Annotated in this window: 10 protein-coding genes; 3 read left to right on the forward strand and 7 right to left on the reverse strand. The window is 59.8% G+C overall.

The features are described 5' to 3' along the window. Window positions 1-4: 4 nt before the first annotated feature. From AD665_RS17145 to AD665_RS17155, 3 genes are all read right to left on the reverse strand, one after another. Window positions 5-11368, reverse strand: a complete 11364-nt coding sequence (locus tag AD665_RS17145) for a two-partner secretion domain-containing protein (RefSeq protein WP_053192926.1) — start codon at window positions 11366-11368, stop codon at window positions 5-7. A gap of 23 nt (window positions 11369-11391) precedes the next feature. Then, window positions 11392-13098, reverse strand: coding sequence for a ShlB/FhaC/HecB family hemolysin secretion/activation protein (locus AD665_RS17150; RefSeq protein WP_053192928.1), 1707 nt, complete (start codon window positions 13096-13098; stop codon window positions 11392-11394). A gap of 440 nt (window positions 13099-13538) precedes the next feature. Continuing rightward, on the reverse strand, window positions 13539-16055 hold the full coding sequence (locus AD665_RS17155; protein WP_231994997.1) for a glycoside hydrolase: 2517 nt from the start codon (window positions 16053-16055) through the stop codon (window positions 13539-13541). A gap of 199 nt (window positions 16056-16254) precedes the next feature. On the opposite strand from AD665_RS17155, the gene AD665_RS17160 reads away from it, so the two are divergent. After that, a complete protein-coding gene (locus tag AD665_RS17160; RefSeq protein ID WP_053192932.1) occupies window positions 16255-16530 on the forward strand; it encodes a hypothetical protein in 276 nt (91 codons plus the stop codon). A gap of 236 nt (window positions 16531-16766) precedes the next feature. On the opposite strand, the gene AD665_RS17165 is transcribed toward AD665_RS17160, so the two are convergent. After that, window positions 16767-18113, reverse strand: coding sequence for a DEAD/DEAH box helicase (locus AD665_RS17165; protein WP_053192934.1), 1347 nt, complete (start codon window positions 18111-18113; stop codon window positions 16767-16769). Window positions 18114-18305: 192 nt separating this feature from the next. Between AD665_RS17165 and AD665_RS17170 the strand changes: the two genes are divergently transcribed. Next, window positions 18306-19604, forward strand: coding sequence for a mechanosensitive ion channel family protein (locus AD665_RS17170; RefSeq protein ID WP_024781018.1), 1299 nt, complete (start codon window positions 18306-18308; stop codon window positions 19602-19604). A gap of 259 nt (window positions 19605-19863) precedes the next feature. Here the strand turns inward: AD665_RS17170 and AD665_RS17175 are convergent, their stop codons facing one another. Continuing rightward, window positions 19864-20508 (reverse strand): hydrolase, encoded by a 645-nt coding sequence (locus tag AD665_RS17175; protein ID WP_024780444.1) that lies wholly within the window; start codon window positions 20506-20508, stop codon window positions 19864-19866. A gap of 157 nt (window positions 20509-20665) precedes the next feature. On the opposite strand from AD665_RS17175, the gene AD665_RS17180 reads away from it, so the two are divergent. After that, window positions 20666-21583 carry a LysR family transcriptional regulator gene (locus AD665_RS17180; protein WP_053192936.1) on the forward strand — a complete coding sequence of 306 codons (918 nt, stop codon included), beginning with the start codon at window positions 20666-20668 and terminating at the stop codon, window positions 21581-21583. Here AD665_RS17180 and AD665_RS17185 read toward each other — a convergent pair. Next, the gene (locus tag AD665_RS17185; protein WP_024780442.1) at window positions 21546-22409 is read right to left on the reverse strand and encodes a carboxylate/amino acid/amine transporter; all 864 of its coding nucleotides are present in this window, start codon (window positions 22407-22409) and stop codon (window positions 21546-21548) included. The two genes, AD665_RS17180 and AD665_RS17185, sit on opposite strands and share 38 nt — an antisense overlap. 130 nt (window positions 22410-22539) lie before the next feature. Continuing rightward, window positions 22540-24405 (reverse strand): ATP-binding protein, encoded by a 1866-nt coding sequence (locus AD665_RS17190; protein WP_024780441.1) that lies wholly within the window; start codon window positions 24403-24405, stop codon window positions 22540-22542. Between the last annotated feature and the right edge of the window lie 158 nt (window positions 24406-24563).

Below are 24563 nucleotides of genomic sequence, written 5' to 3' on the forward strand. Positions count from 1 at the left end.
CCATCTATGGCCGCTTAAAAATAACTGTAGTCGTATCGCTAAACATTTCCTTCTTCGGAGCCTGAACACTTGTAAATCCATACTTCGCAGCAATACGTCCGGTCCATGTATTTGCAGCAGCCTCAGTAGGAGACATACCCTTTGCCAAATTAGCCGTGTATTCCGTGGTATTAACGCTTTTTACGCCCTCAACCCAAGCACCACGAATTGCACTAACTTTTATGCCCTCTTGATCCAGCCGTTGCATAGCACTAATGAACATATCTGTTCCAGAGGGATTAAATCCGTTGCTATTCGCGCGTACATCAAAACCTAAAACACCATACTTATCCACGTTTACGACAAGCCCCGCCACCTCAGGATCTCCGTACTTCAACATAACCAAGCCATCTTTATACGACCTCATCGAAAAATCCGAGGTTACGTCAATCCGCGGTGCTAATGGTACGGGATCTGGTACAACCTTGACCGGTTGATTTAAAAATCCAAAGTCCCCATCTGCTCGTGCTCCAACAGTATCCCAAGGCTCACCTTTTGTAGCGCTCCCAACCCCATCGCCCTTCACTCCCCCTGCCGCTCTCGAACCTACAACGTTCAGAGCCCCCATCACAATATTGCCAGCGGCCGCCCACGCATCTCCTTGATAGGCCTGTACCCCCCCATACGCGATCTGAAGCGCCCCACTTTCGGCAGCGAGCAGACGGATGCTCGCGCCCAGGCTGCCGCTCATCAGGTACAGCGCCGGGGTCCCTACATCGGCAAGCGCTTGGTAATCCTGATTGATACGCAGAGTGCCGAGTGAATCAAGATAAAGCTGCTCGTTTTGGCTTAATGGGCGCCCCATCTGATCGATGATTCCGCCTGGGTACAGCCTATCCAATGAAGCCTGCTTATCCGCACCGTAGCTGGCATAGGCGACGGTATCGCTTTGTTTTAATGGCCCGCTCCGAGTCATCGCGTTGATTTTTGCTTGTGCCGCTTCTGGGCCATAAGCATTTATCAGTGCGTAGGTGTACTCCTGCAGGTAGGCGTTGAGCTGTGCCTTGTCAGCATCGGACATCGTGTCGCTGTGCAGACGATAACGTTCCAGCAATGCGTTGGAAATCTGATCCAACCTATCCAGCTCGACCAGTTTCTTGGCAACCGAGACGCGAGTATCGCCGCTCAACCTCTGCTGCCTTAGTTTGTCCAGTAACGTCTGATCAGCGGGACTCAGGAAGTTGTTCTCTACCGCATTCTTCCCGATCTGAGCAGATGCCACGGCAGACAGAGCATCCTTGCCTGTAACTGCTCCACCAATACCCCCGGCTAATGTGGCTAACGCAGAAATGGTTTGTTTCTGCTCTTGCGTCAGCTCTTCGTCGCTCACTCCGGCATAGAGCTCGTTCCGGATCAGGCGTGCGGTCACCTCGGCAGCAACAGCCCCCGTTGCGCCCGCTAAAGCCGAGTTACCGCCAGCTCTGGCGATCACAGCCCCCAAAACCGCATGGGCCATTAAGTTGGCTGTTGCATCCCCCTCGGTCATGTCCTTGACCGCTTGCGCCAGATAAGGCGCAGCTGCGCCCCCTATAGCACCGCCAATACTTCCACCCACCAGTCCTTGAACGATGGCTGTGACTGCCTGGCTGGCTTTTTGGAAACTACTGCCAACGCCATAATCACTTTGAGCCTGCTTGAAGATTTGATCATCACTTGGGTTAACGACGCCGTTATCGAGCAACTTTTGCCGTGCGGCTTTGAATGTCTCACTATTGGAATTCTTAGCTTCCTCGATCTTCGCCGCAGCAATTGCGTCCCCTACGCCCTTAACCAACTCCACCGAGCTCTTCACCAACTCGATGCGGTCATTCATAGCCTTTTCATCAGGCTTATCGAGCGTCTCATTGGCATTCGCCGTATCGCGGTTCAACCCGACAACATCCTTCGCACCTTCCGGATTGCGAACGATGATCGTGCCTTCGCTCACGGCACTACGCGTGTGGCTCTTATCCGACTCACTGAGGGAGATCCCGTACAGCCCCCCCACCGAAGCTGAAGCGCCGGCGCCGCTATAGCTGCCCGAGATGCTGGCTCCTGCGGATTGGGCGTGGATTTCGCTGACGTTCTTGATATCGGTGGCGATGAGCCGGTCGGTGATCAGCGTGTTCTTGTCGGCCGAAGCATCGCTGGCGATCACACCGCCTTCGAGGGTGGTGGTCTTGCCGACATCGACCGTGTAGCCGCCCGTGCCGGCGAAGAGACCGGTCTGATCCGTAACCGCTTTGTATTCACTGTTCATGTTGCCCGCGGCCACGTTTGCCGAGGCCGCGACAGGTGTGCCGTAGCAGAACGGTGGGATGCAGATGCTGGCGCCGAAACCGCCGCTGCTTTGTTTGCTCTTCTGGTCCTGGGTGTCCTGACGGGAGACGATGTTGAGGTTGCCGTCGACCAGCGCCTTGATTTCGTCGGCATGGACCTGAGCCCCTGCCAACGTTGTGTCGGCACCACTGCGCAGCAACAGCGAACCGGTGTTCACCGTGCTGTTGACCTGGGTGACGGAGCTGCCGTTGCCCATACCTTTTGCGAGCTGGGCGCCCAGGTCCAGGGTGAAGCCGTTTTGCTGGCCGATGTTGAAGCTGGCACCAATGGCGGTTTTGTTGTTGCTGTTGTGGTTGGACCAATTGGCGGTGTTTTGCGCGCTCTCCAGGATGATGTTGTTACTGGCAAGCAATGACGTGTTGCCCGCCTTGATGCTGCTGCCGATAACGTGGAGATCACCCTCGTCTTCCGCCGCATTGCCATTGGCGATGATGGATAAGGTGCTGCCCGCGTTGAGGGTGCTTTGCTTGGCCGTTTGGCTGGCGTAATCGCTGGTGCTTTTGCTATGGGTGCTGGCGAGTTCCGTGCCGATCTTGATCAGCGAACCGTTGCTCGCAGTGCCGCCCTGTTTATCGGCGAAACCGGTTTTCTGAGCATTCGCGTCTTCCGCCATACCGCCGAGGTTGTAGGCCGCCAAGGCTGCCTGGGCGAGTTTCACCGCTTTGAGGCGAGGATCATCCGTATCCTTCGCGGCCTCGACGGAAGAGCGAATGGTGTTGACCGTATCGATGATCGCACCACCGACGACACGACCCACCGCCAGGCTGTTGGCCTTGTCGACGGTGCTTTGCGTCGCCGTTTCCATGCCCGCTGCGATGGTGACATTCGAGCCACGCAGGCTCATGTCTTTGGTGCTGACCAGGTCACTGGCGATGACGTTGAGGTCGCCACCCGCCACGAGGCTGACGTTACCTTTGCTGGAACCTATGGTGCTGCCGGTCAAAGTGGTTTGTGACGCCGTGCCGTTGTGTTTCTGATTACTGATCGACAGGTGCTGGTTGCCGGTGATGTCATCGAGGCCCAGGTTGTTACCCGTTAATACACCCGTCAGGTCGCGATTTTTTTCCTTGTGCATTTGGGTGCGGGAAAAGGTGTTTTCTGCCGCGTCAATGGTCAGGTCACGTCCCGCACGTACCGTGAGGTCGTCGGTACTGACCAAGGCCGAGCCGGTGACGGTGGCATCGCGTTTGGCGACGACAGCGATGGTGTCGCCGGAGATCATGCTGCCGACGGCGGTGGTCTGGGTTTCGGCCAACTGATCCTTGACCTTGCTCGACTTCAAGCCACCCCAGCTACTTTTGCTTTTCTTACGCTCATGGCGGGCGCTGTTGGAGTCGGTAACGGCGAGGATTTGCACGTCGTTGCCCGCCCCCAGACCGACACTGCCTTTTTCGGAAGTGACGTTGCTGCCTTTGATCAGCAGATCGTTGCCGGCGCTCAGCACGTTGTTGCCACCGGACGTCACCGAACTGGCTACGTTGGTAACGGAGCTGGTCTCATCCAGCCGGAACTTCTTCCCGGAAGACGACTTCTTGGTCTTGCTATAGAAGCTGTAATCCGAATCCTCGGCCGATTGCAGCACCAGGTTCGCGCCCGCCACCAGATAGGCTTCATCCCCAGCATTGACCTTGCTGGCAATCAACCCCAAATCCTTCCCGGCACTGAGCATCACATTCCCACCCGCCGTCACGCTGGTGGACACCTGACTCACATGGTCTTCCTGAGCCGTAACCTTCTTGGTCTTCCCATACGAATGCTGCTCATCCGCCGCCGACGCCAACGTCAGATCACCCACCGCGCTCATGCTGATATCGCGCTTGGCATCGATCTGGCTCGCAACCGCCGTCAGATCACGCCCTGCCTTCGCCGTCAGGTCGCGACCGATGTCCAGGCTGGAGCCGTATTGCTTGATGTCTTCATCACGATGCAGACCGCGGGTCCCACTGGCGACGCGTTCGGCCGAGGTGAGGTTGACGTCGCGGGTGGCGCTCAGGGTGGTATCGGCGCCGCTCTTCAGCACCCCGCCGACGTTGTTGATGTCGCGTCCGGCGTTGAGGGTCAGGTTGTTGGCGGCTTCGATGCGGGCGGCGCTGTCGATGAAGTCGGTGCGCTCGCTGCGATAGCCACTGTCGCTTTCGTGGGTGGTGACGGTGCGTTCGTTGATCACGTCGCCGCGGGTAGCGGTAAGGCTGACGTCGCGTCCGGCGATGATGCCGCCGGCCTTGTTGACGAGGTTGTTGTCCGCCAGCAGGTCGACGCGGTTGCCGGCTTCCACCAGGCCGCTGTTGACCAGGTCATTGGTGGCTTTGGCCGACAGGTTGCTGCTGGCGCGCAGAGTGCCAGCGCTGTTCAGGTCCTTGCCGGCGATCAGGGTCACGTCGCTGCCCTGGATCAACGCGCCGTTGGCCGCGAGACGGTTGTTGGCGTTGGCCAGATACAGCACCGGCACCAGGACCTGTTCGCCGTTGACCTCGGCGTTTTCCATCCAGACGATGTCGTGGGTCAGGGCCGCGACTTGTTCGGAGGTGAGGCTCACGCCGATGGACAGGTTGAGTTCCTGTTTGCTGGCGATGGCGTTGTTCATCAGGTACTTGAACATGTCCTCGTTGGAGGTCTGGCCGTCGATGAAGCGTTGGCCGGTGCGGGCGACCACGGCTTGCTGGATCAGCGTCTGCTCATACAAGCCGTCGCCCAGGCGCTTGGCGCTCTGGTCCGGGTCGTAGCCGAGGTTCTGGAGCAGGTAGTCCGAACTCATGAAGCGCTTGAGGTCGGTGAGCACCGGGTTGGTTTCGATCAGGTATTTGTGCGGGTTGGCCGCCACGGTGTTGATGGGCAGGCCCTGGACGCGGTTGAGCGTGAAGTCGGCGCTACGACCGGGCAAGGTGCCTGTCACGGTAGTGCTGGTGTCGAAGGTGCTCGCCTGGCCAGTGGGCGGTGTCTGCTGACTCTGGGCCGGCGTCAGGCTTACGGTGCCCAGGGTCCAGCTTTGTGGACCGCTGCTGGCCGGAGCGCTGCCATCCTGCCCGCTCAGGCGGAACAAGCCATTTTGGCCGGAGGGCAGGCTGAAACCGGGCAAGGCGACCGGATTGACTTGCTGTTGCGCCAGGTTGGGGGGCAGTTGCTGGTTGAGGGTGATGCGGGTCGAGTATTGGCTGCCTGCCGCCGCCGTACTGGTGCGTGGGCCGCTACCAATGTAGCTGTAGCCCGGGCGTACGACGTTGTTGTCGATGTTGTTCTGGGTCGAGATGTTGACCGCACCGCCGGCCTGGATCACGGCCGCGTAGCTTTGGTCGCCGCCGGCGAGTTGGGTGGTCTTGCGAAATTGCCCAAGCTCCGTTTCGGTCATGCCGATGAAACTGGCGATGCCTCCCTCGAGGCCGCCCAGGTTATTGGCGTTGTAACCTGCGCTTTCGAACCAGTACTGGTTGTTGAAGTTGCTCGCCGCGCTATACCAGCCACCTGCATTTCGGGTCCGTTCGGACATGTAAGTCCGCGAGGTTTCGGTTTCACCCGTTTCGACGCCGCTGTTGGTCAGGTTGGCCAGTGACGCGGTCAAGTTGCCGCCGCTGGCAATGGTGCTGCTCTGGTTCAGCAGATCGCCGCCACGCAGGGTCAGGTTGCTGCCAGCGGTGATGCTGGAGGCGGCGCTGGCGGCGGTGACTTCGGTTTTCTCCCGCTGCAGGATTTCCCAGACGTGGTTCTGTTTACCGCTGCAGTCCCCGGCGTTGTAGCCCTCGATGCAGGTGGCTTCGTCGATTCTGGCGGTGTAGATCCCAGCATTGCCGACGGTCAGCAAGGTGCGGATATTCTGGATCGTGCTGGCCGCCAGGCTCATGCTGCCGTCGCTTTGAATCGAGCCGGACCGGTTGAGGATGCTGCTCGCCAGGGCGCCCTGGCCGTTGCGGTCAACGGTAAGGTTGCCCAAGCTGTAAATATTGGCGTCGAGGTTGTTCAGCGTGTCGACCCGCAGGCCCATGTCGGCGCCGCTGAAGATCAACCCTTGATTGTTCACCAGCAACCCCGTCGTGACGGTCAGCCCCTGACCGCTGCCCAACGTCCCGAAATTGTTCACTCCAGCGGCGTTGACCACCAGGTTGGCGGCGGAGGTCAGCCGGCCGGCGTTATCCAGTTGTCCGCTGACGTTGACGGTGGTGTTGCCACCGCCGGCGATGCTGGAGCTGACGCTGTTCAGGCTCACTTGCGCGGCGCCAAGCCCCAGGGTGCCCTGGCTGCTCAGGCGACCAGCGCCCCAGTAGGCACCGCTCAGGCCGATGTTCATGCTGCCGTTACTGGCAAGCAGGCCTTCGTTGAACCAGTTGACGCCGCTGCCGGTAAAGCTGTCGGAGGCCAACAGTTGGCCACTGGCGGTCTGGGTGAAGTTGTTGACGTTGACGTTCAGGCGCCCGGCCTGGATGACACCGCTGTTGCGCCATGTGTCGATGTTGATGGTCAGGCCACCACGGGTAACGAGCGTGCCGCCGGCGCCGATGACGTTCGCGCTGGAAATGTCGAACAGCCCTGTGCCCACGTGTAGCAGGCTGCCACCGGTGTTGAGGAAGCTGGCGGCGCCAAGCGTCAGATCGCTGTTGGCGGTTTCCAAGATGCCGTTGCGGTTGTCGAACAGCCCGCCGATCTGGAAGTTGGTCTTGCCCCCGACCCCCAACGCCCGCAACTGCCCCGTCTGGTTATCCAGGCTCGCCGCCTTGATCGCCAGGGTGCTGTCACTCTCGATGATGCCCAACCGGTTGTTCAACGCCCCGGTCAGATCCAGATCGATCTGGCTACCGGCAATCTGCCCGTCGTTGTCGCCGCTGTTGTCGAAATCGTTGGCGGTGACGCTGATCTTTCCCTTGGCATACAACCCGCCGTTGCGGTTGTCGAAGTTGCGCGTGGTGACGCTGGCGTCGCCGGTCTGCGCCGAGAGGCGCCCGCCGTAGTTGTCGAGGCCGCCCAGGGCGATCAGGTTCAGGCGCTGGGCCTGGGTAATACCGCCCTGACGGTTGTTGTTGAGGTCGTAGCCGTTTTTCAGTACGCCGCTCAGTTGGGTGGTGAGTAACCCCTGCAGGCTGGCGAGCACGCCGCCGCGGTTGTCCAGGTTGCGGGCGACGACCATCAGGTCGCCGGCCTTGGCCTGAAGGCGACCGCTCTGGTTGTCGAGGTCGTTGGCGACGGTCAGGGTCATGGCGCCCTGGCTCTGCACGGTGCCCTTGCCATTGGTGAGGCTGGCAGCGTCGATCTGCACGCCGCCGTTCTGGCTGTAGATCAGGCCATCGGCGTCGTTCTGCACGGTGCCGGTGCTGGTCAGGATGAGTTGGTCATTGGCGGCGACGGTGCCGCGGTTGCGGTTGTCCAGGCCGGCGGTGAGCAGGGTCAGCAGGCCCTGGCTGGCGATCTGGCCGCCCTGGTTGGTGATCTGCGTGGCGCGGTCGACCCGCAGCGGGCCGATGCTGGCGAGTTTGCCGTTGGTGTTGGTCAGGGCGCCGAGCAGGTCGAGGGTCACGGCGGCGTTGCCGATCAGCTGGCCGCCGGTGTTGTCCAGGGTGGTGCCGGTGAAGCTCAGGGCATTCTGGGCGTTGACGGTGCCGCCGGCGTTGCCGAGGGTCATGGCGTTGATGACCAGGGCGTTACCGCTGTCGATCAGGCCGCCCTGGGCGTTGTTGAGCACACCGCCCGTGACGGTCAGGGTCTGGTCGCCGCCGCTGGAGAGGATGCCGCCGCTGTTGTCCAGGCTGGCGGCGCTGACGGTCAGTTGTTTCTTGCCGACCAGTGCGCCGGCATTGCCGTTGAGCAGCGCCCCGCTGAGGGTGGCGCTGAGGTCTTCGTCGCGGCTCGACAGGGTGCCGCTGTTGCGGTTGTCCAGGCTTGCAGCGGTCAGGCCCAGGCCCTTGAAGCCGGACAGCAAACCGCCTTGGTTGATGACGTCGCGGGCGCCCACAGTCAGCACGCCGTTGCTGATGAGTTGGCCGGCGCTGTTGTCCAGGTCGCGGGTGTTCAGGTCCAGGCTCTGGCTGCTGGAGATTTCGCCGTTCTGGTTGTTCAGGTCCCGCAGGTGCTTGAGGCTGAGAACACCGGCGGTGGTGATAAGGCCGGCGCTGTTGTTGAGGTCGCCGGTGGCGGCGCCGAAGTCGACGGCGATGGCACTGCCGAGCAACGAGCCTTGCTGGTTGTTCAGGCCGCTGGTGGTGACGGTCAAGGCATCGGTGGCGCTGATCAGCCCGTTGCCCTGGTTGTTCAACTGGCCGCTGAGGGCCAGGTCGAGGTTGGCGCGGCTGGTCAGGGTGCCGCCGTTGTTGTTCAGGTTTGCGGCTTCGACGTCCAGCGCGGCGGCGGCGATCAGACCCTTGAGGTTGGTCAGGGCGTTATCGACGCGCAGGGTCAGGGCCTGGTTGCTCAGCAGTTTGCCGCTGTCGTTGTCCAGGCTTTGCGCGGCCAGGGTGAACGCCTGGGCGCTGGAGATCTCGCCGCCGTCGTTGTTGACGCCCTTGAGGTTCTTGAGCATCAGCAGCGGTGCGTTGATCAGGCCGTTCTGGTTGTTCAACTGGCCTTGGTTGAGGTCCAGGGTCAGGGCCGTGTTGCTGAAGAGTTGACCGCCCTGCTGGTCCAGATCGGTGACGCTGACGGTCAGTGCGCCGTTGCTGGCGATGCGGCCGCCGTTCTGGTTGGTCAGTTTTTGCGTGGTCAGGTCGAGGCTGGTACCGCTGCTCAGGCGGCCGGACTGGCTGTTGTCGAACGCGCCGGTCTCGACCAGCACGCCTTGCTTGCCGCTGATGGTGCCACTATTGCGGTTGTCGAGGCTGGCGCTTTTGACCGTGAGGCCGGCGTCGGTGACGAGCTCGCCGCCCTGGTTGAGCAAGGCATTGTCGAGCTGGAGCCCCAGGGCGCCGGCACTGGAGATGCTGCCTTGTGTGTTGTCGAGGCTGCCGGCCTTCGCGGTCAGGGTACCTTCGCTGCTGATCAGGCCGGCGACGTTGCTCAAGGCGTTGTCGAGGCGAATGTCCAGGCCTTGGTGGGCGACGAGGCTGCCGCCGCTGTTGTCCAGGCTTTGTCCGGTGACGGTGCTGGTGCCGGTGCTGAACAGAAGGCCCTTGGTCTGGTTGATGATTGCTGCGACTTTCAGGCCCAGGTCGGTGCCGGCCAGGACCTTGCCGTTGTCGCTGTTGTTCAGGCGCAGACCGTCGATGTCGATCCCCAGCGAACTGGAAATCTCCCCGCCACGGTTGTCCACGGCGTCGACGTTGAGGGTCAGCGCGCCTGTCGCGCCGACCAGGCCGCCGTTGCGGTTATCCAGGCCCTGGCCGTTGACGGTCAACGGGCCCTGGGCAACCAGCTCGCCGCCCTGGTTGGTCAGTTCGGCGACGTTTGCGCTGAGGTCGCTCTTGCTGGAGATGCGCCCGCCAGTGTTATCGACTTCGCTGGTTTCCAGGTGCACCGGGCCCACCGCAGTGAGCAGGCCAGCCGCGTTATTCAGTTGCGCGCCATCCACCCGCAGCCCGGCCTGACTGCTCAGCAGGCCTTGCTGGCTGTTGTCCAGGGACTCGACAGTCAGTTGCATGTCTTGGGCGGACTGGATCTGGCCGGCGTGGTTGTTCAACTGCCCGACAGTGGCCGTGAGGTGACCATCGCTGCTGACGACGCCCTGGGTGTTGAGCAGGGTGTCGGCGGTGACGGTCAGCGTTTTGCTGCTCAGTACCCGGCCCGTGTTCTGGTTGTCCAGGGTTCCGGCTTCTACAGTCGAGGCCTGTCCGGCGCTCAAGGTCCCGCCCTGGTTGTTCAGGGTCTGCGTGACGTGGGTCGTCAGGTTGCGGCTGGCGATCACGCTCTTGCCGCTGTTGTTGAGATTCTGCGCGGTGAGGCTGACATCGCCTGTGACGTTACGGGTGATGTCGGCATTGACCCCGGCTTCGATGACGCCGTTGTTGGTCAACTGCCCGCCGCTGCTCAAGCTGATCTGGTCGCGGGCGGCAATGCTCTGCTGCACGTCCAGCGCGCCGCTGGTTTGCACGTTGACGCTGGCAGCGTAGACCGCGCCTTGCACGTCGGCGCTGGCGGCCTTGACGTCGACCGCGCCGGTGGCCGAGGTGTCGGCCAGGCTCAAATGGCCGTTGGCGTCGAGCTGGATGTCTCCACCGCTGGCGATCAACTTGCCGTCCAGCTTCACGCCGACACCGGCCTCGGTGCCCACCAACTTGATCGCCCCGGCATACATGCCGCCCAGGGCCGAGGAGTCGATGGCGAGTTGCGGTTTGGTGCTGCCGTCGTCAGCGCGGGCGGTGGCATCGAGGCTGGTGGCATCGACATCGTTGCGGCCGGCGACGATGGTCAGGTTCCTGGCCTGGATCTCGGCGTTGATCTTGGCGCTGCGAGTGATGATTTCGAAGCGGTCGACGTTGGTCGCGTTGAGGCCCGCGCCTTCGACGGTGACGCTGCCCTGGTCGACCTGGTAGCGCGTCAACTGGCCGTTTTCCACCACCGGTTTGCCGGTGGTCAAAGTTGCCTGGGGGGTGTTGATGAAACCGCAGCCGTTGCAGGTAATCCCGTAGGGGTTGGCCACGATGACGTGGGCCGACTGCCCCGCCACTTCGGTGTAGCCGCGCAACTGGCTGGGGCTGCCGCCGTTGACTTCGTTGAGGATGGTGGTGGCGGCCGCGCCGTTGAGGTTCGGGTTGCCGAGGATGATCCCGCCCAGTTGCGTGGACTGGGTCCGCGACGTGGCGTTGTTGAGGATCACGCCATTGCTGCCGACGTTGTAGTCCTTGAACTGGTTATGGGACAGGCCGCTGCCGTTGGGCTTGGCGATGTTGACGATGGGCACGCCGTTGCCCGCCTGGCCGAGGCTGGTGCCCGACCCACTGACGACAATGCCGCCCGCCTGGGCCCACATCGGCTGCCAGAACATGACGTTGGCCAGCAGGAATGCCAGGCCGCGCTTGGGCATGCCGCAGAACCGTTCGCGGTTTTGCAGGACAGCAGAAGGTTGGCGGGCCAGCAAGGCGTATTGGCGGTCGTCCATGATCAGGTCTCGTTGCAACAGAATTAAATGGATAGATCAACGCGGAAATAGATCGGCGCTTCACGCTCGGTCAGCGCATCCGGGCGTTCCAGGGAGTGGGCGAAGGTGACGCTGGTGGTGAGGTGCTGCCCACGGGCGAACAGCTCCAGCGAGTTGCTCGACATGCGCCCGTGCTGATCGCCGTTGTAGCGGGTCCCGCTGATCACGCCCTGGTCATACCCCAGGCTGGTGCCGTATTCGGCGAACACCGGGCGCAGCCATTCCAGGGTCACCGGGCGGCTCCAGCGCAGGTCGTTGCGCCAGTAGCCACCGTTGTCACCGGCCAACGATTGGTCCTTGTAGCCACGAATCGAGGACTCCCCGCCCAAGCTCAGGCGCTGCGGGCTGAACAGCACGTCTTCGCTGTGCTGGCCGGTCATCAAGCTGCTGAAGCTGAAAGACTCGTCCCACAGTTTGAACGGTTGCAGATAGCTGACCGTGGCGGTGTATTTGCGATAGCGGGCGTCAGCCTGGCCGGGTGCCGGGTCGTGGTTGGCCTGGGCATCGAAGGCGCCGATGCCTTGCTGCATGCCCAAGTCCAGGTTGACGAAGGCACTGCCGACTCGACGGCCGTGGTTGATACCGAACTGCGCTTCGCTCAGGCGATTGCTGCTGAGGGCCAGTTTGCTGTCTTCGATGAAGTTGTTGCTGCGCAAGTACGCCAGCCCGGTGTTGAGGGAGGTCTTGCTCAGGGCGTCGCGGTAGATCACTCGCTCGACCCGCAGCTGATGGTTCTGGCTATCGCCGGTCTGCTTGAAGTTGAAACCGTTGGCCGCGATCTGCGAGCGGTACTCGCTCTGGCTGTAGGTGTAGCTGACGTTCCACCAGCCAAACGGCAGGTTGTAATAGAGCATGGCGTTGCGCGAGGTGTGCTGGTGATCGCTCATCGCGTCATGACCGCCGCGCAACATCAGTTGGTCGGCCAGGCCCAGTGGACTGTCCCACTCGAAGCGGGTGCCCCACTGCTGCTCGCCGGTGCTGCGCTGGCCGTCGTTGCTCCGGGACAGCCCGGCGCGCCAGGGCTTTTGCGGAGTATTCTTGACCAGCACTTCACTGCCGCCGACGTTCTGGCCGGGGGTCAGTTCCATCTGCGCCTGGTTCGATGGCAAGCGATTGAGCTGGTCGACCATCTGCTCGATTTCCCGCAGGTTGACCAGATCGCCGGTCTTGCCGGGAAACGCCATGGCCAATTCACGCGCCGACAGCTGGCTGTTTTCGGCGCCTTTCAAGCCTTCGAGCCGGCCCTCGACCACCAGCACTTGCAGGTGACCGCTGGACAGGTCCTGCTGCGGCAAGTAGGCACGGCTGGTGACCAGGCCTTTCTCGATGTAGTGGTCGGTGATGACCTTGAGCAGTTCATTGAGCTGGGGCACGCCCAGGCATTGGCCGATGTAGGGCTTGAGCAGCCGCTCGCGTTCACCGGCCGAAAGGCTGTCGGCGCCCTTGAGTTCGATGGTCTTGATGGGAAAGCAACGGGTATCGACTGGCGCGGCCGGCCGGGTCGGTTTCGCCTCCTGGCCGGGCAGGTCCTTGAGCTCTTCCAGACGACGACGCTGCTCTTCGAGCAAACGGTTCTGGCGCTCGCGGATCAGGTCGGTTTCACCGGGGGTGGGGGCGGCGTGAGCCAGGGTAAGCGGAGACAGGCACAGCAAAACCAGGCACAACCTCGCCCAAAGGGCGGGTGAGGACATGTTCGATCCCTCGATATAAGTGACATCAAAATAGTGGCGCGATACTAGTTAGCCATCATATTGACGTCAATTAAATATTCGAGTTTTTAGGCTACTGGCTGGAACCCTTGATCTGAAATCAGATGCCTCCTATTCAGTGGCCAATAGTCGCGACCGGACAGACAACGTGGCCACTGTCCCCATAAAAAAACCGGACCCAGCGTCTAATACCAGTCAGTTAAGGATCAAACGGCGCAAAACCTGTGGGAGCAAAGCTTGCTCGCGATAACGACAGCCCCGTCAACATTGCTGCTGGCTGACTTACCACAATCGCGAGCAAGCTTTGCTCCCACAGGTTTGTGGCTTAACTGAGTGGCATTAGACCCTGCGTCCGGTTTTTTTCGAAGCGCGCGGTGCCCGCTTCAGCAGGCGGGGTTATCCGTGCTTGCGCGCTTCACCGCTCAAGGTGTTTGTCTGCTACTTGCCTCCTTCTCAATAGCCTCCCTATTCCGGGGACCGAAAGAGTATTTCAGGGCTCGTTCCTTCATCGTGCGCGGGTCCGGCAAGCCTACGGTCTCCGGGTTCGCAAAGCCGGTTTGTTTATTACCGAGCGTAGGATTGATGGCATCGAACAGAAAACTGAAACCTTGTTTCAGCGAACTCTGGGCAATGCCGTGACACCCCATGCAGCCACCCATGGTCAGGCTTTGAGTACTGTGAGCGTAATCCGGCACATTGATGTTCGCGTGGTTGCGCGCATTGGTCAGGGTGTTGTCATTCGGAATCGGGAATACATTGCTTCCACGAAACAGCTGAATCCCCGGCTGGCTACTTTCGACCATGATATTGGCCAGGTAGTAATCCGGATCGGTTTGAGTGCTCGACGGGATGGCTTGCACGCCTTTAAGGCGATAGTGCTTCCAGACCGAATTATCGAACTCACTGCTGCCGTCCATGAGCTGTTTGACCCTGTTGTTCACCGCTTCAACCTCGGAATAAATGGTCGGCGGTTGCACCACTCGGATCGGGCCGGCCTGCCCCTCGGGAATCCCGTTACTGTTGGAGTAGACCGGCGGAATCAGATTTGCCATGGCGACGAGCCCCGCCTTAGGCAAAGGGACCGTATGGGTTTTGTTGCCGTCGGAGAAGGTGGCGGTCGGGGGATTGTCTGCAGGATCGAGACCGGGGTAGGCAATCGTGTTGTAGTTGGCGATGTAATAGAGTCCGCTCGGCGACTTGCCATCGGACAAGGTCAGGGCATCCTCGTGCTCGAACGTTGCGAATATGAAAGTCGGATAGTTGGGCGTCTTGTGGATGATATGCAGGGCGACCAGCGCGTAGTCTTCATTGTGCGCCACCGGCGCATCATCTTTACCCTGATAGGTCACCACCGTCGCCGTATGGTAGCGCGCGCGATTCTGTACCGGAATGTCTGCCAGCTTGCGCCATGCTGCCTTGACCTCCACCGCACCGTCGGGCAGCACGATATGGTCTGGAAGACTGCTCAGGGTTCTCGCGTATTCGTAAACGACAGGGTTGGCCTTGGCCTCGAACAGGATCTGACTGTCGTTCGAAGGGGCATAGTCGCTTCCTGTCTTCGCCGCATTCGGCGGGTTGACCGGGAAAAATATCGCGTTCTGCCCTATCTGGGTCGCCTCGTCCAGATTGTTGTAATGGGCATAGGTAGCGCCTGCCGCCAAGGGTGCTCCGGTGGGGAACTGGATGTAGCTGTATTGAGGCTCGGAACCAAACGGGCGCATAGGACCGCCTGCGGAGTTTTTTTGCTCTTTTGCCCCCGGAAACAGCTCGGTACGGTGAGCAAAGGTTTGCCACAACAAGGGGTTGGGAGATTGTGAAGCCTTGCCCGAATCGGCAAAGCTGCTGTCGGGATTGCCGACGCCACGGTTAGCCGGCAACGGGGTCTTGGCCGTATTGTTCAGGGCGAAAAAGCTCCGCCAGGCGAAGGTTGCATAGTCGGTATGGCTGAGCCCCGTCGCCAGGTCCGCAGGCAGCTGCGGGTTGTCCGTCGTCAGATCGCCTGTGGTAATGGCATAGGAAACACCCAGTCCCGGCGCGCCCGTCAAATCCCCGAACGTTTTGGAAAAATAGGGACTCCAGTTGACCCCGTCGGTTGAAGCGAACGTATTAGTGCCACTGCTGATGAAAATTCGGTTGCCAATCATTGTTGCGCGGCTCAACAGAAGCTCATTGGCTATACCCGACAGCGTTTGCTCATCACCCCAATGAGCACTGCGGTCGTAGGCACGCACGGCCAAATGGCCAATATCATAAGAGTAGTAGAGCAACAGTTCACCGTTATAAACCACCGGCACTATGCTCAGGATCCTGTAAGCATTCTCCTTGAACCCGAGATTTGGCTGGCTCCACTGAAGACCGTCGTCCGAGGTTACGTAGTAAACAGTGCTATCGTCCTCTTCGCAGTAGAAAACAAACAATTGTCCGTTGTACACCACAGGACTGTTATAGGCCGCATCACTGGAGGCCGTGACAGGACTGACGCTGGACCAGCTCATGCCATCTTCGGAACTGATGCTGTTTATTTGAGCCTGGCCGGTAAAGGTCAGTATCAGCTTTTGCTTGAACACCGTTACTGAAACATTACCCAGGATGTTGGCGACGGGGATGGGCTGTGGAGGAGACCAATTATTTCCCTCCACCGAAGTGGAAAAATAGATATGAGCGGTATCATTATCGCTGACCCAGAACATATACAGCTTGCCTTTGAACGATTGCACTGCGGGTGTAAACAACCCAACCGAAGTGGCTGGCACACTGCTGGTTACAGACGGTTTTCCATTGATGGCATCAGGACTATCGAATACATCCACTTCAATCCCCACACCTCGTTGCGGAGTAGCAATGATCACGCTTTCCGCATAAGTCGATGAGACCGCGAACACGCTGCACAGGCACAACATCAGTCGGCTGAATACCGCTCTAAGGGTCATAGCTTTCATTCCTTTGAATAATCCTGGTCAAGAAGCGGCCCAGCATTGCAGGCGCAACGCCATCGGTCGTTTTTCCATGGTAGTCGACTGTTTAATATCGGCCAGGGCCATTCCGAAAAGAAGTCACCAGGACGGCGGTCAATGAACTTTCCACCCGACATCGGCCTCAACCCATTACCTGCCCAACAAGGAATACGAGGCCCACATCATGAAAACCCTCCTGACATTCACCCTCGCCGCCACGCTCACCTGCGCCCTGCCCGCTTGGGCCACTTGCAGCCCGGAAGAAGCCACCGCCAAACGCGAACAGCTCGCTCAGGAAGTGAGCAAGCTCACCCAGCAGAACCCGGCCAAGGCCAAGGAAATGAATGATGAGCTGCAGGCCATGGATCTGGAGACCGCCAGCAAGGAGGTGCCGGACAAGTGCCAGTTGATTGATAAGCGCCTGGAGGAATTGAAGGATGCGGGGAAGAAGGCAGGTTGATTGCTTGGCGAATACGCATAAAAAAACCGGACCCAAGGTTCTAATGCCGATCAGTTAAGCCACAAACCTGTGGGAGCAAAGCTTGCTCGCGATTGCGGTAAGTCAGTCAGCAACAACGTTGACTGATCTGTCGCTATCGCGAGCAAGCTTTGCTCCCACAGGGGTTGTGCCATTTGATCCTTAACTGACTGGCATTAACCCAAGGTCCGGTTCTTTTATACAGCCTTACGGCCGATTCACTCAGTCGCAGGCACCTGCGGCTTGCGACGCTTGAGCGGGGCCATGCCGTCCTTGCTGACCAGCGCCGGGGCGTCGGCCTTCGGACGGTTGGCGGTCTTGCGCTTGGTCGGGGCCTTGGCGGCGGTTTTCTTCTTGTCGCCCTTGGCGTCGACCTTTTTCTTCTTCGCGCCAACGGCCTTGCCCGAGGCCTTGACCTTTTTCGGTCCGCCGTAGGTGCCTTTGACTTCCTTGATGGTGCGGCGCTCGAAGCTCTGCTTGAGGTAGCGCTCGATACTCGACATCAGGTTCCAGTCGCCATGGCAGATCAGCGAGATCGCCAGGCCGTCATTGCCGGCGCGCCCGGTACGGCCAATGCGGTGCACGTACTCGTCACCACTACGGGGCATGTCGAAGTTGATGACCAGGTCCAGGCCTTCCACGTCCAGGCCGCGCGCGGCGACGTCGGTGGCCACGAGGATCTTCACACCGCCCTGCTTGAGGCGATCGATCGCCAGCTTGCGGTCCTTCTGGTCCTTCTCGCCGTGCAGCACGAACGCCTTGTATTCCTGTGCCACCAGGCGGCCGTAGATGCGGTCGGCCATGGCCCGGGTGTTGGTGAACACGATGGCTTTTTCGTAGGTTTCGTTGGCCAGCAACCAGTTCACAATCTGTTCTTTGTGGACGTTGTGGTCAGCCGTGATGATCTGCTGACGAGTCGTGGAGTTCAGTTGGCTGACCGCGTTGAGCTGCAAGTGCTCCGGGTTGTTCAGCACCTTGGCAACCATCTCCCGCAGGCCCGAGCCGCCGGTGGTGGCGGAGAACAGCATGGTCTGCTGGCGGTTGGCGCACTCGTCTACCAGGCGCTGCACATCTTCGGCAAAGCCCATGTCGAGCATGCGGTCGGCTTCGTCCAACACCAGCACTTCGACTTCCTTCAGATCGAGGTTGCCGGCGTTCAGTTGTTCGATCATCCGCCCCGGCGTACCGATCAGGATGTCCGGCACCTTGCGCAGCATGGCAGCCTGGACCTTGAAGTCTTCGCCACCAGTGATCAGGCCGGACTTGATGAAGGTGAACTGCGAGAAGCGCTCCACTTCCTTCAAGGTCTGCTGGGCCAGTTCGCGGGTCGGCAACAGGATAAGAGTCTTGATGCTGACACGGACCTTGGCCGGGCCGATCAGGCGGTTGAGGATCGGCAACACGAACGCGGCGGTCTTGCCGCTGCCGGTCTGCGCCGTCACCCGCAGGTCACGCCCCTGGAGCGCGAGCGGAATGGCCGCTGCCTGCACTGGCGTTGGCTCGACAAATTTAAGCTCGGCCACGGCTTTGAGCAGGCGTTCGTGCAGGGCGAATTCGGAAAACACGGGTGCTACCTCGAAGAAATGCAAAAAAACAGCTGCATAGGGTAACGGTTTCAGGCGCGAAGGCCGAGTTTCTTTATGCAAACGGCGACAATCAGTGGCTTTTTTCACGCCCGAGCCGCCATCAACGGTCACTTCGACAGGCTTAAATGCTCTAATCCCCCGTCGCATTTCAATAGAAGACCCGTTTCGCCCATGGACATCAAACAGCTCTGGCTCAATATCCAAGACCTCTGGGGCGCCCTCGACCAGCACCCGCTCCTGCATTCCGGCCTCGCCCTGGTGTTGCTGCTGACCATTGCCCTGGTGCTCGGACGCGTGGCGCGGTACCTGATTCTGCACGGCGCCAAGTTGCTCGGTCGCCAGCCGGCCCTGCATTGGGTCAGCGACCTGCGCCACAACAAGGTCTTCCATCGCCTGGCGCAGATGACCCCCTCGCTGCTCATACAGTTCGGTCTGCCCCTGGTGCCCGGGCTCAGCAAAACCAGCCTGGTGTTCCTCGGCAATGTCGCGACGGCCTTCACCGTCCTGTTCATGATGCTGACTCTCAGCGCCCTGCTCAATGCCCTGCTGGATCTCTACGCCCGCACCGAACATGCTCGGACCCGCTCGATCAAAGGCTATGTGCAACTGACGAAAATGGTGCTGTATGTGTTTGGCGCGATCATCATCGTCGCCACCCTGATCGATCGTTCGCCGTTGTTGCTGTTATCGGGCCTGGGTGCGATGTCGGCGGTGATCCTGTTGGTGTACAAGGACACCCTGCTGTCGTTCGTCGCCAGCGTGCAACTGACCAGCAACGACATGTTGCGAGTCGGCGACTGGATCGAAATGCCCCAGGTCGGCGCCGACGGTGATGTGGTGGACATCACCCTGCACACAGTCAAGGTGCAGAATTTCGACAAGACCATCGTCTCGATCCCGACCTGGCGGCTGATGTCCGAATCGTTCAAGAACTGGCGCGGCATGCAGCAATCCGGTGGACGACGGATCAAGCGCAGCCTGTTCATCGACGCCAGCGGCGTGCGTTTCCTGCACGATGAGGAAGAACAGCGCCTGACCCAGGTGCACCTGCTGACCGATTACATCAGCCGCAAACAGGCCGAGCTCAAGGCCTGGAACGAAGCCCAGGGCAATGTTGCGGCAATGTCGGCCAACCGTCGCCGGATGACCAACCTGGGCACCTTTCGGGCCTATGCCCTGGCTTACTTGAAGAGCCACCCCGAAATCCAGCCGAACATGACCTGCATGGTCCGCCAGATGCAGACCACGGCCCAGGGCATCCCGCTGGAAATCTACTGCTTTACCCGCACCACCGCATGGGCCGACTACGAACGCATCCAAGGGGATATTTTCGACTATCTGCTGGCGGTGATGCCGGAGTTCGGCTTGAACCTGTACCAACAGCCCAGCGGCATGGATTTGCGTTCGGGGTTGCTGCCGGCGGTGCTGGGGGCGAGTCATGTGCCGGAGGGGCAGAAGCAGGTGATCTGAATTCACCACCGATCCTTGTGGGAGCCTAGCTTGCTCGCGATGGCGGTGGGTCAGTCACATCTCTTTTGAATGTGCCGCCGTCATCGCGAGCAAGCTCGGCTCCCACAGGTCATGTGTCATAGCCAAAAGTCATGGACACCATAAACCCATGTGGGAGCGAGCCTGCTCGCGATTGGCAATCCCCGGCGACATTGATGTCGTCTGACTGATTGCTATCGCGAGCAGGCTCGCTCCCACAGGGGTTGTAGCTGTTGTCTAGTTACTTGACCTGACGCTGCGCAGCCTTGTGCACCATGGTGTAGGCGTAGTCCACGCCCATGCCATAAGCGCCGCTGTGTTCCAGCACCAGCTCCATCACCGCCTCGTAAGTCTCTTTGTGTGCCCAGTCACGCTGGTATTCCAGCAGCACTTGTTGCCAGGTCACCGGCACCGCACCGGCCTGAATCATCCGCTGTACCGACATGTCGTGCGCCTCTTTGCTGGTGCCGCCCGAGGCGTCGGTGACGATGTAGACCTCGTAGCCTTCAGCCAGTGCTTCCAGTGCCGGGAAGGTCAGGCAGACCTCGGTCCACAGCGCGGCGATGATCAGTTTCTTGCGGCCGGTGGCTTTCACCGCGTCGACCAGCGCCTTGTCTTCCCAGGAGTTCATCGAAGTACGCTCGATAGGCTTCTGATCCGGGTGGACTGCCAACAACTCAGGCCAGATGTAGCCGCTGAAGCTTTCGGTTTCGACCGAGGTGTAGATCGTCGGTACGTTGAAGATCTTCGCTGCCTTGGCCAGGCCGACGGTGTTGTTCTTCAAGGTCTGACGGTCGATCGACTGTACACCGAAGGCCATTTGTGGCTGGTGGTCGATCAGGATCAGGGCGGAGTTGGTTGGATTCAGCAGTTCGCGGATAGACATGGTGTGTTCCTTTTTAATGTCGAGATTTCAATCGGTTAGGGTTTGTCGACGTTCGCTTCAGCGGTGATGTCGTCGGCATGGGTGTACTTTAGGGGCTGGCCATAAAAGGGACAATTACCTAAAATCTAGAATCATTGATTCTAAAAAAGGAACAATCATGGATCGTATCGAATGCATGCGCGCGTTCGTCGTCACTGTGGGCGAGAACGGCTTCGCGGCAGCCGCCCGGGCCATGGACGTGCCGAGGTCGAAGGTCAGCAAGCAGATTCAAGCGCTGGAAGAATCCATCGGCGTGCAATTGCTGCAACGCACCACGCGCAGCCTGCATCTCACCGAAGCAGGCGCTGAGTATTTCGATGCGGCCCGAGAGGTTCTGGCTGCACTGGATGAGGCCGAACAGCGGGCACGGGACGGGATCGGTGAATTACGCGGGGTGTTGCGGGTCAACGCGCCGATGTCGTTCGGCCTGCGACGGCTGGGCAAGCTGATTCCGCTGTTCCATGAGCGGCATCCGAACATCGAACTGCAAGTGGTACTCAGCGACCAGCAGGTCGATCCGGTGCGCGGCGGTTTCGACGTGACCATTCGCATCGCCAGCATGCCCGACTCCACCATGATCGCCCGGCAACTGGCGCCTGCGCCGCGCATCATGGTCGCCGCCCCGTCCTATCTCGAGCGTGCGGGTGTCCCGCAAACGCCTCAGGACCTGCGCGCCCATCAGTGCCTCAACTACGGCTACCTGCAAAGTGGCGTGAGCCTGCAATTGAGCAATGGCAAGGAGACGCAACGGGTCAATGTCACCGGCCCCCTGCACGTCAACAACGGCGACTTGCTGGCGCAGGCCGCCGAGGCCGGCATGGGCATTGCGCTGTTGCCCGATTTCATTGTGGAAGACGCTCTGGCGGCCGGGCGGCTGGTGCCGGTGCTGTGCGAATGGCAAGCGCCGGCGATCAGCATCAACGCGGTGTATTCGTCAGCCCGGCGCCTGCCGCAGAAAACCCGGGCCTTCATCGACTTCCTGGTCGAACAACTGGCGACTAGACAAGCTGCGGTTTGCGCAGGCTCAACCGACTGATCCACACCGCAGCCAGAATGACACCGCCGCCCAGGAACAACCGGCCCAATGCCTCGTGCTGGTTCCAGATCAGCAGATTCAACAACAGCCCTACAGGCACGTGCAGATTGTTCATCACCGCCAGGGTTCCGCCCTGGACCAGGCAGGCGCCCTTGTTCCACCAGTACAGCCCCAGTGCCGTGGAGACTAGGCCGAGGAACAGCAGTACGCCCCATTGCAGTGGTGCTTCGGGCCAGAAATCCGCCTTGCCGAACAGCAGGAAAGCCGGCAACGCCACCGCCAGCGCACCGAGGTAGAAGTAGCCGAAACGCCGGTAGTGCGGCAGGGCGCTCGGGTGACGGGCCACCAGGTGCTTGTACAGCACCTGCCCGGCCGCATAGGTGAAGTTGGCCAGTTGCAGCAGAAGAAAGCCCATGAAGAAATCCGGATTGATCCGGTCATAGCGAATCACCGCCGCGCCGGCCACGGCCACCAGCGCAGCCACCAGTGCCCAGGGATTGAAACGGCGGTTCAGCGCGTCTTCGATCAAGGTCACATGCAGCGGCGTGAGGATGGTGAAAAGCAGCACCTCGGGCACCGTCAGCACCCGGAAGCTCAGGTACAGGCAAACGTAGGTCACGCCGAACTGCAAGGCACCGATCAACAGCATCCCGCGCATGAACGACGCTTCAACCTGGCGCCAGCGGGTCAAGGGAATGAATACCAGCCCGGCCAGCAGCACTCGGACCAGCACCGCGAAATAACTGTCCACGTGCCCGGCCAGGTATTCACCGATCAGGCTGAAGGAAAAAGCCTGGATCAACGTCACAAAAAGTAGATAGCCCATACGCCAATGCCTGCCAGTTAAGAAAAAATAGAAGCTATACACAGCTCTTGTGGCGAGGGGATTCATCCCCTCGTCACAGAGTTCTGCGACACTGACTGTTCAGGTGATGGCGTTTATCCCCAGGTCCACTTCAAGAGGAAACTTCATCTTCCGGCGTACGGACCTGGCGTTGCTGGCGATCGTTGGCTGCACGCTGAAGCACCCTAGTCAAGGCCTGGAAATTCGCCGGTTTGGCAAGAATGTCGTCGGCACCGGCCGCCTTGAAACGTTCGACCTCATGGGTAAAGACACTCGCGGTAAAGGCAACCATGTAACAAGCACTGCCCTGGGGCAGCGTACGGATCTTGCGGATCGCTTCCACCCCATCCATACCAGGCATGTTGATGTCCATGAGAATGACCTCGGGCCTCGAAATCGCACAACGCCTGACCGCCTCCAGGCCATCGGGTGCAAGATCCGGGGCATACCCTAGCGCTTCCAGCATCCCCATGGCCACTTTCTGGTTCACCGGATGGTTCTCCACCAGCAGGATATCGAGCGGGTAACGCTTGGCAAAAGATGAGTCGAAACCCACAGCCACCTGGTCCTCGCCCAAGGGGATTTCCGAGCCTCGGAATGGCTCCAGGGGGAGCGAGAAGGAGAACGTAGAACCGATACCCGCTTGGCTGGTAAAAGATAAAGTCCCCTGCTGGGCTTCGACCAGTTTCTTGCAGATTGAAAGACCGAGGCCACTCCCACTGAAACGTTGACTGGCCTGTCCTTTCAGCTGAACGAAGGGCTCGAACAGACTGTCTTGCCGCTCTTCGGGGATGCCTATGCCGGTATCGTGTATGGAAACGTCGAGTCGGGCACCAGCGTCGTGTTGGCTCGTCGTGACCATGAGCGATACTTTTCCGGTTTCGGTGAACTTGACCGCGTTGCCCAGCAGATTGACCAGTATCTGGCGCAGGCAATCGAGATCGGTTTTAACCCAACGGGGTACGCTTGCGGAAACCTGAGTCTCAATGACGATCGGCTTGTCCTTGATGTTTTGCTGGATGATTTCAACGCTGGATGAAACCAGCGTTCGCACTTCAAATACACGAGGCTTCAACTCAAGTCTGCCCGCTTCGATTTTTGCAAGATCGAGAACGTTGTCGATCAGCGACAACAAGCTTCGTCCACTGGTATGAATCGTCTTCAGAAGGTTGTTCTGCTCGACGGTCAGGGGCGAACGTGCCAGCAGTTCGGTTGCGCCGATGACCCCGTACATGGGGGTACGGATTTCATGACTCATGGTGGCTAAAAATCTGGTTTTTGAACGGTCTGCTTCCTCGGCGGCATTTTTTGCCTCGTTCAATATCCGTTCGTTCGTTTGCAACTGCTGGAGATGACCGCGAGTGCGGAAGAGACTGAATGCGAGAAAAACCAGAATGGCAAGAATGATATGGTGCAGCGAATCCTGATTGAGTTGGTGGTAGTAGTCCGCCAGCGTCATCTCCGCCCCCGCCACATAAATCGTACCGTCCTTCGACTTCATTGGAACGAAGACGGCGCGAAAGTCCCCCCAATGATCCGAGTAGTCGATCCAGGTAGGCTCGCTGCGCTCAAAGCTGTCGAGTAGCGCCTGGCTGGCATCGGGATAAGGATCGAAGAATCGCACGAAGTTCTTCTCCTCGATTTCCTTCTTCGATGCGCTGGAACTGATCAGATACGCCTTTCCATCACGCTTGATCACGCTGTAGACAAAGGCAGTGCCCATTGACTCGTTGAAACTGGAAAGCCGCTGAATGGCGTCCCAGTCCTGCGCCGGCGATTTGGACTGTTTGTCGATCAGGTTGTCATGATAGCCGTCACCGAGGATGGCCGAAGCACCCAGCGCGGCATGCAGCAGCTTGCTGTTGATGTTGTCAGTCAGGATTCCCTGAGTCTCAACATAGAGGTAATAGATGTAGCCACTGACCCCTACGATGTAGACCAACAGCAATGCCCATGTTTTCCGCCTGAGTTTAAACATCTTCACAGCCTCCATACTGTGCGCCCAGCATAGAGTGAAGAGCGGTCAAAAACCATTTTCCAAAAAAAAGCCCGATCTCGCCAATGCGTTCAATCGGGCTATGGCACTCAGGAGCAATAAGTGCAAAGGGAGGTTTGATGCGCGAAACGGTTTGAAGG

Origin of the sequence: Pseudomonas corrugata, from assembly GCF_001269905.1 — a bacterium.
Taxonomy (GTDB): domain Bacteria; phylum Pseudomonadota; class Gammaproteobacteria; order Pseudomonadales; family Pseudomonadaceae; genus Aquipseudomonas; species Aquipseudomonas corrugata.

Excerpts from the sequence above, each read along its gene's own strand:
- AD665_RS17180 (WP_053192936.1), top strand. The coding sequence starts at position 20,666 with ATGGATCGTATCGAATGCATGCGCGCGTTCGTCGTCACTGTGGGCGAG.
- AD665_RS17175 (WP_024780444.1), bottom strand. The coding sequence starts at position 20,508 with ATGTCTATCCGCGAACTGCTGAATCCAACCAACTCCGCCCTGATCCTG.
- AD665_RS17185 (WP_024780442.1), bottom strand. The coding sequence starts at position 22,409 with ATGGGCTATCTACTTTTTGTGACGTTGATCCAGGCTTTTTCCTTCAGC.
- AD665_RS17155 (WP_231994997.1), bottom strand. The coding sequence starts at position 16,055 with ATGAAAGCTATGACCCTTAGAGCGGTATTCAGCCGACTGATGTTGTGC.
- AD665_RS17190 (WP_024780441.1), bottom strand. The coding sequence starts at position 24,405 with ATGTTTAAACTCAGGCGGAAAACATGGGCATTGCTGTTGGTCTACATC.
- AD665_RS17145 (WP_053192926.1), bottom strand. The coding sequence starts at position 11,368 with ATGGACGACCGCCAATACGCCTTGCTGGCCCGCCAACCTTCTGCTGTC.
- AD665_RS17150 (WP_053192928.1), bottom strand. The coding sequence starts at position 13,098 with ATGTCCTCACCCGCCCTTTGGGCGAGGTTGTGCCTGGTTTTGCTGTGC.
- AD665_RS17160 (WP_053192932.1), top strand. The coding sequence starts at position 16,255 with ATGAAAACCCTCCTGACATTCACCCTCGCCGCCACGCTCACCTGCGCC.
- AD665_RS17170 (WP_024781018.1), top strand. The coding sequence starts at position 18,306 with ATGGACATCAAACAGCTCTGGCTCAATATCCAAGACCTCTGGGGCGCC.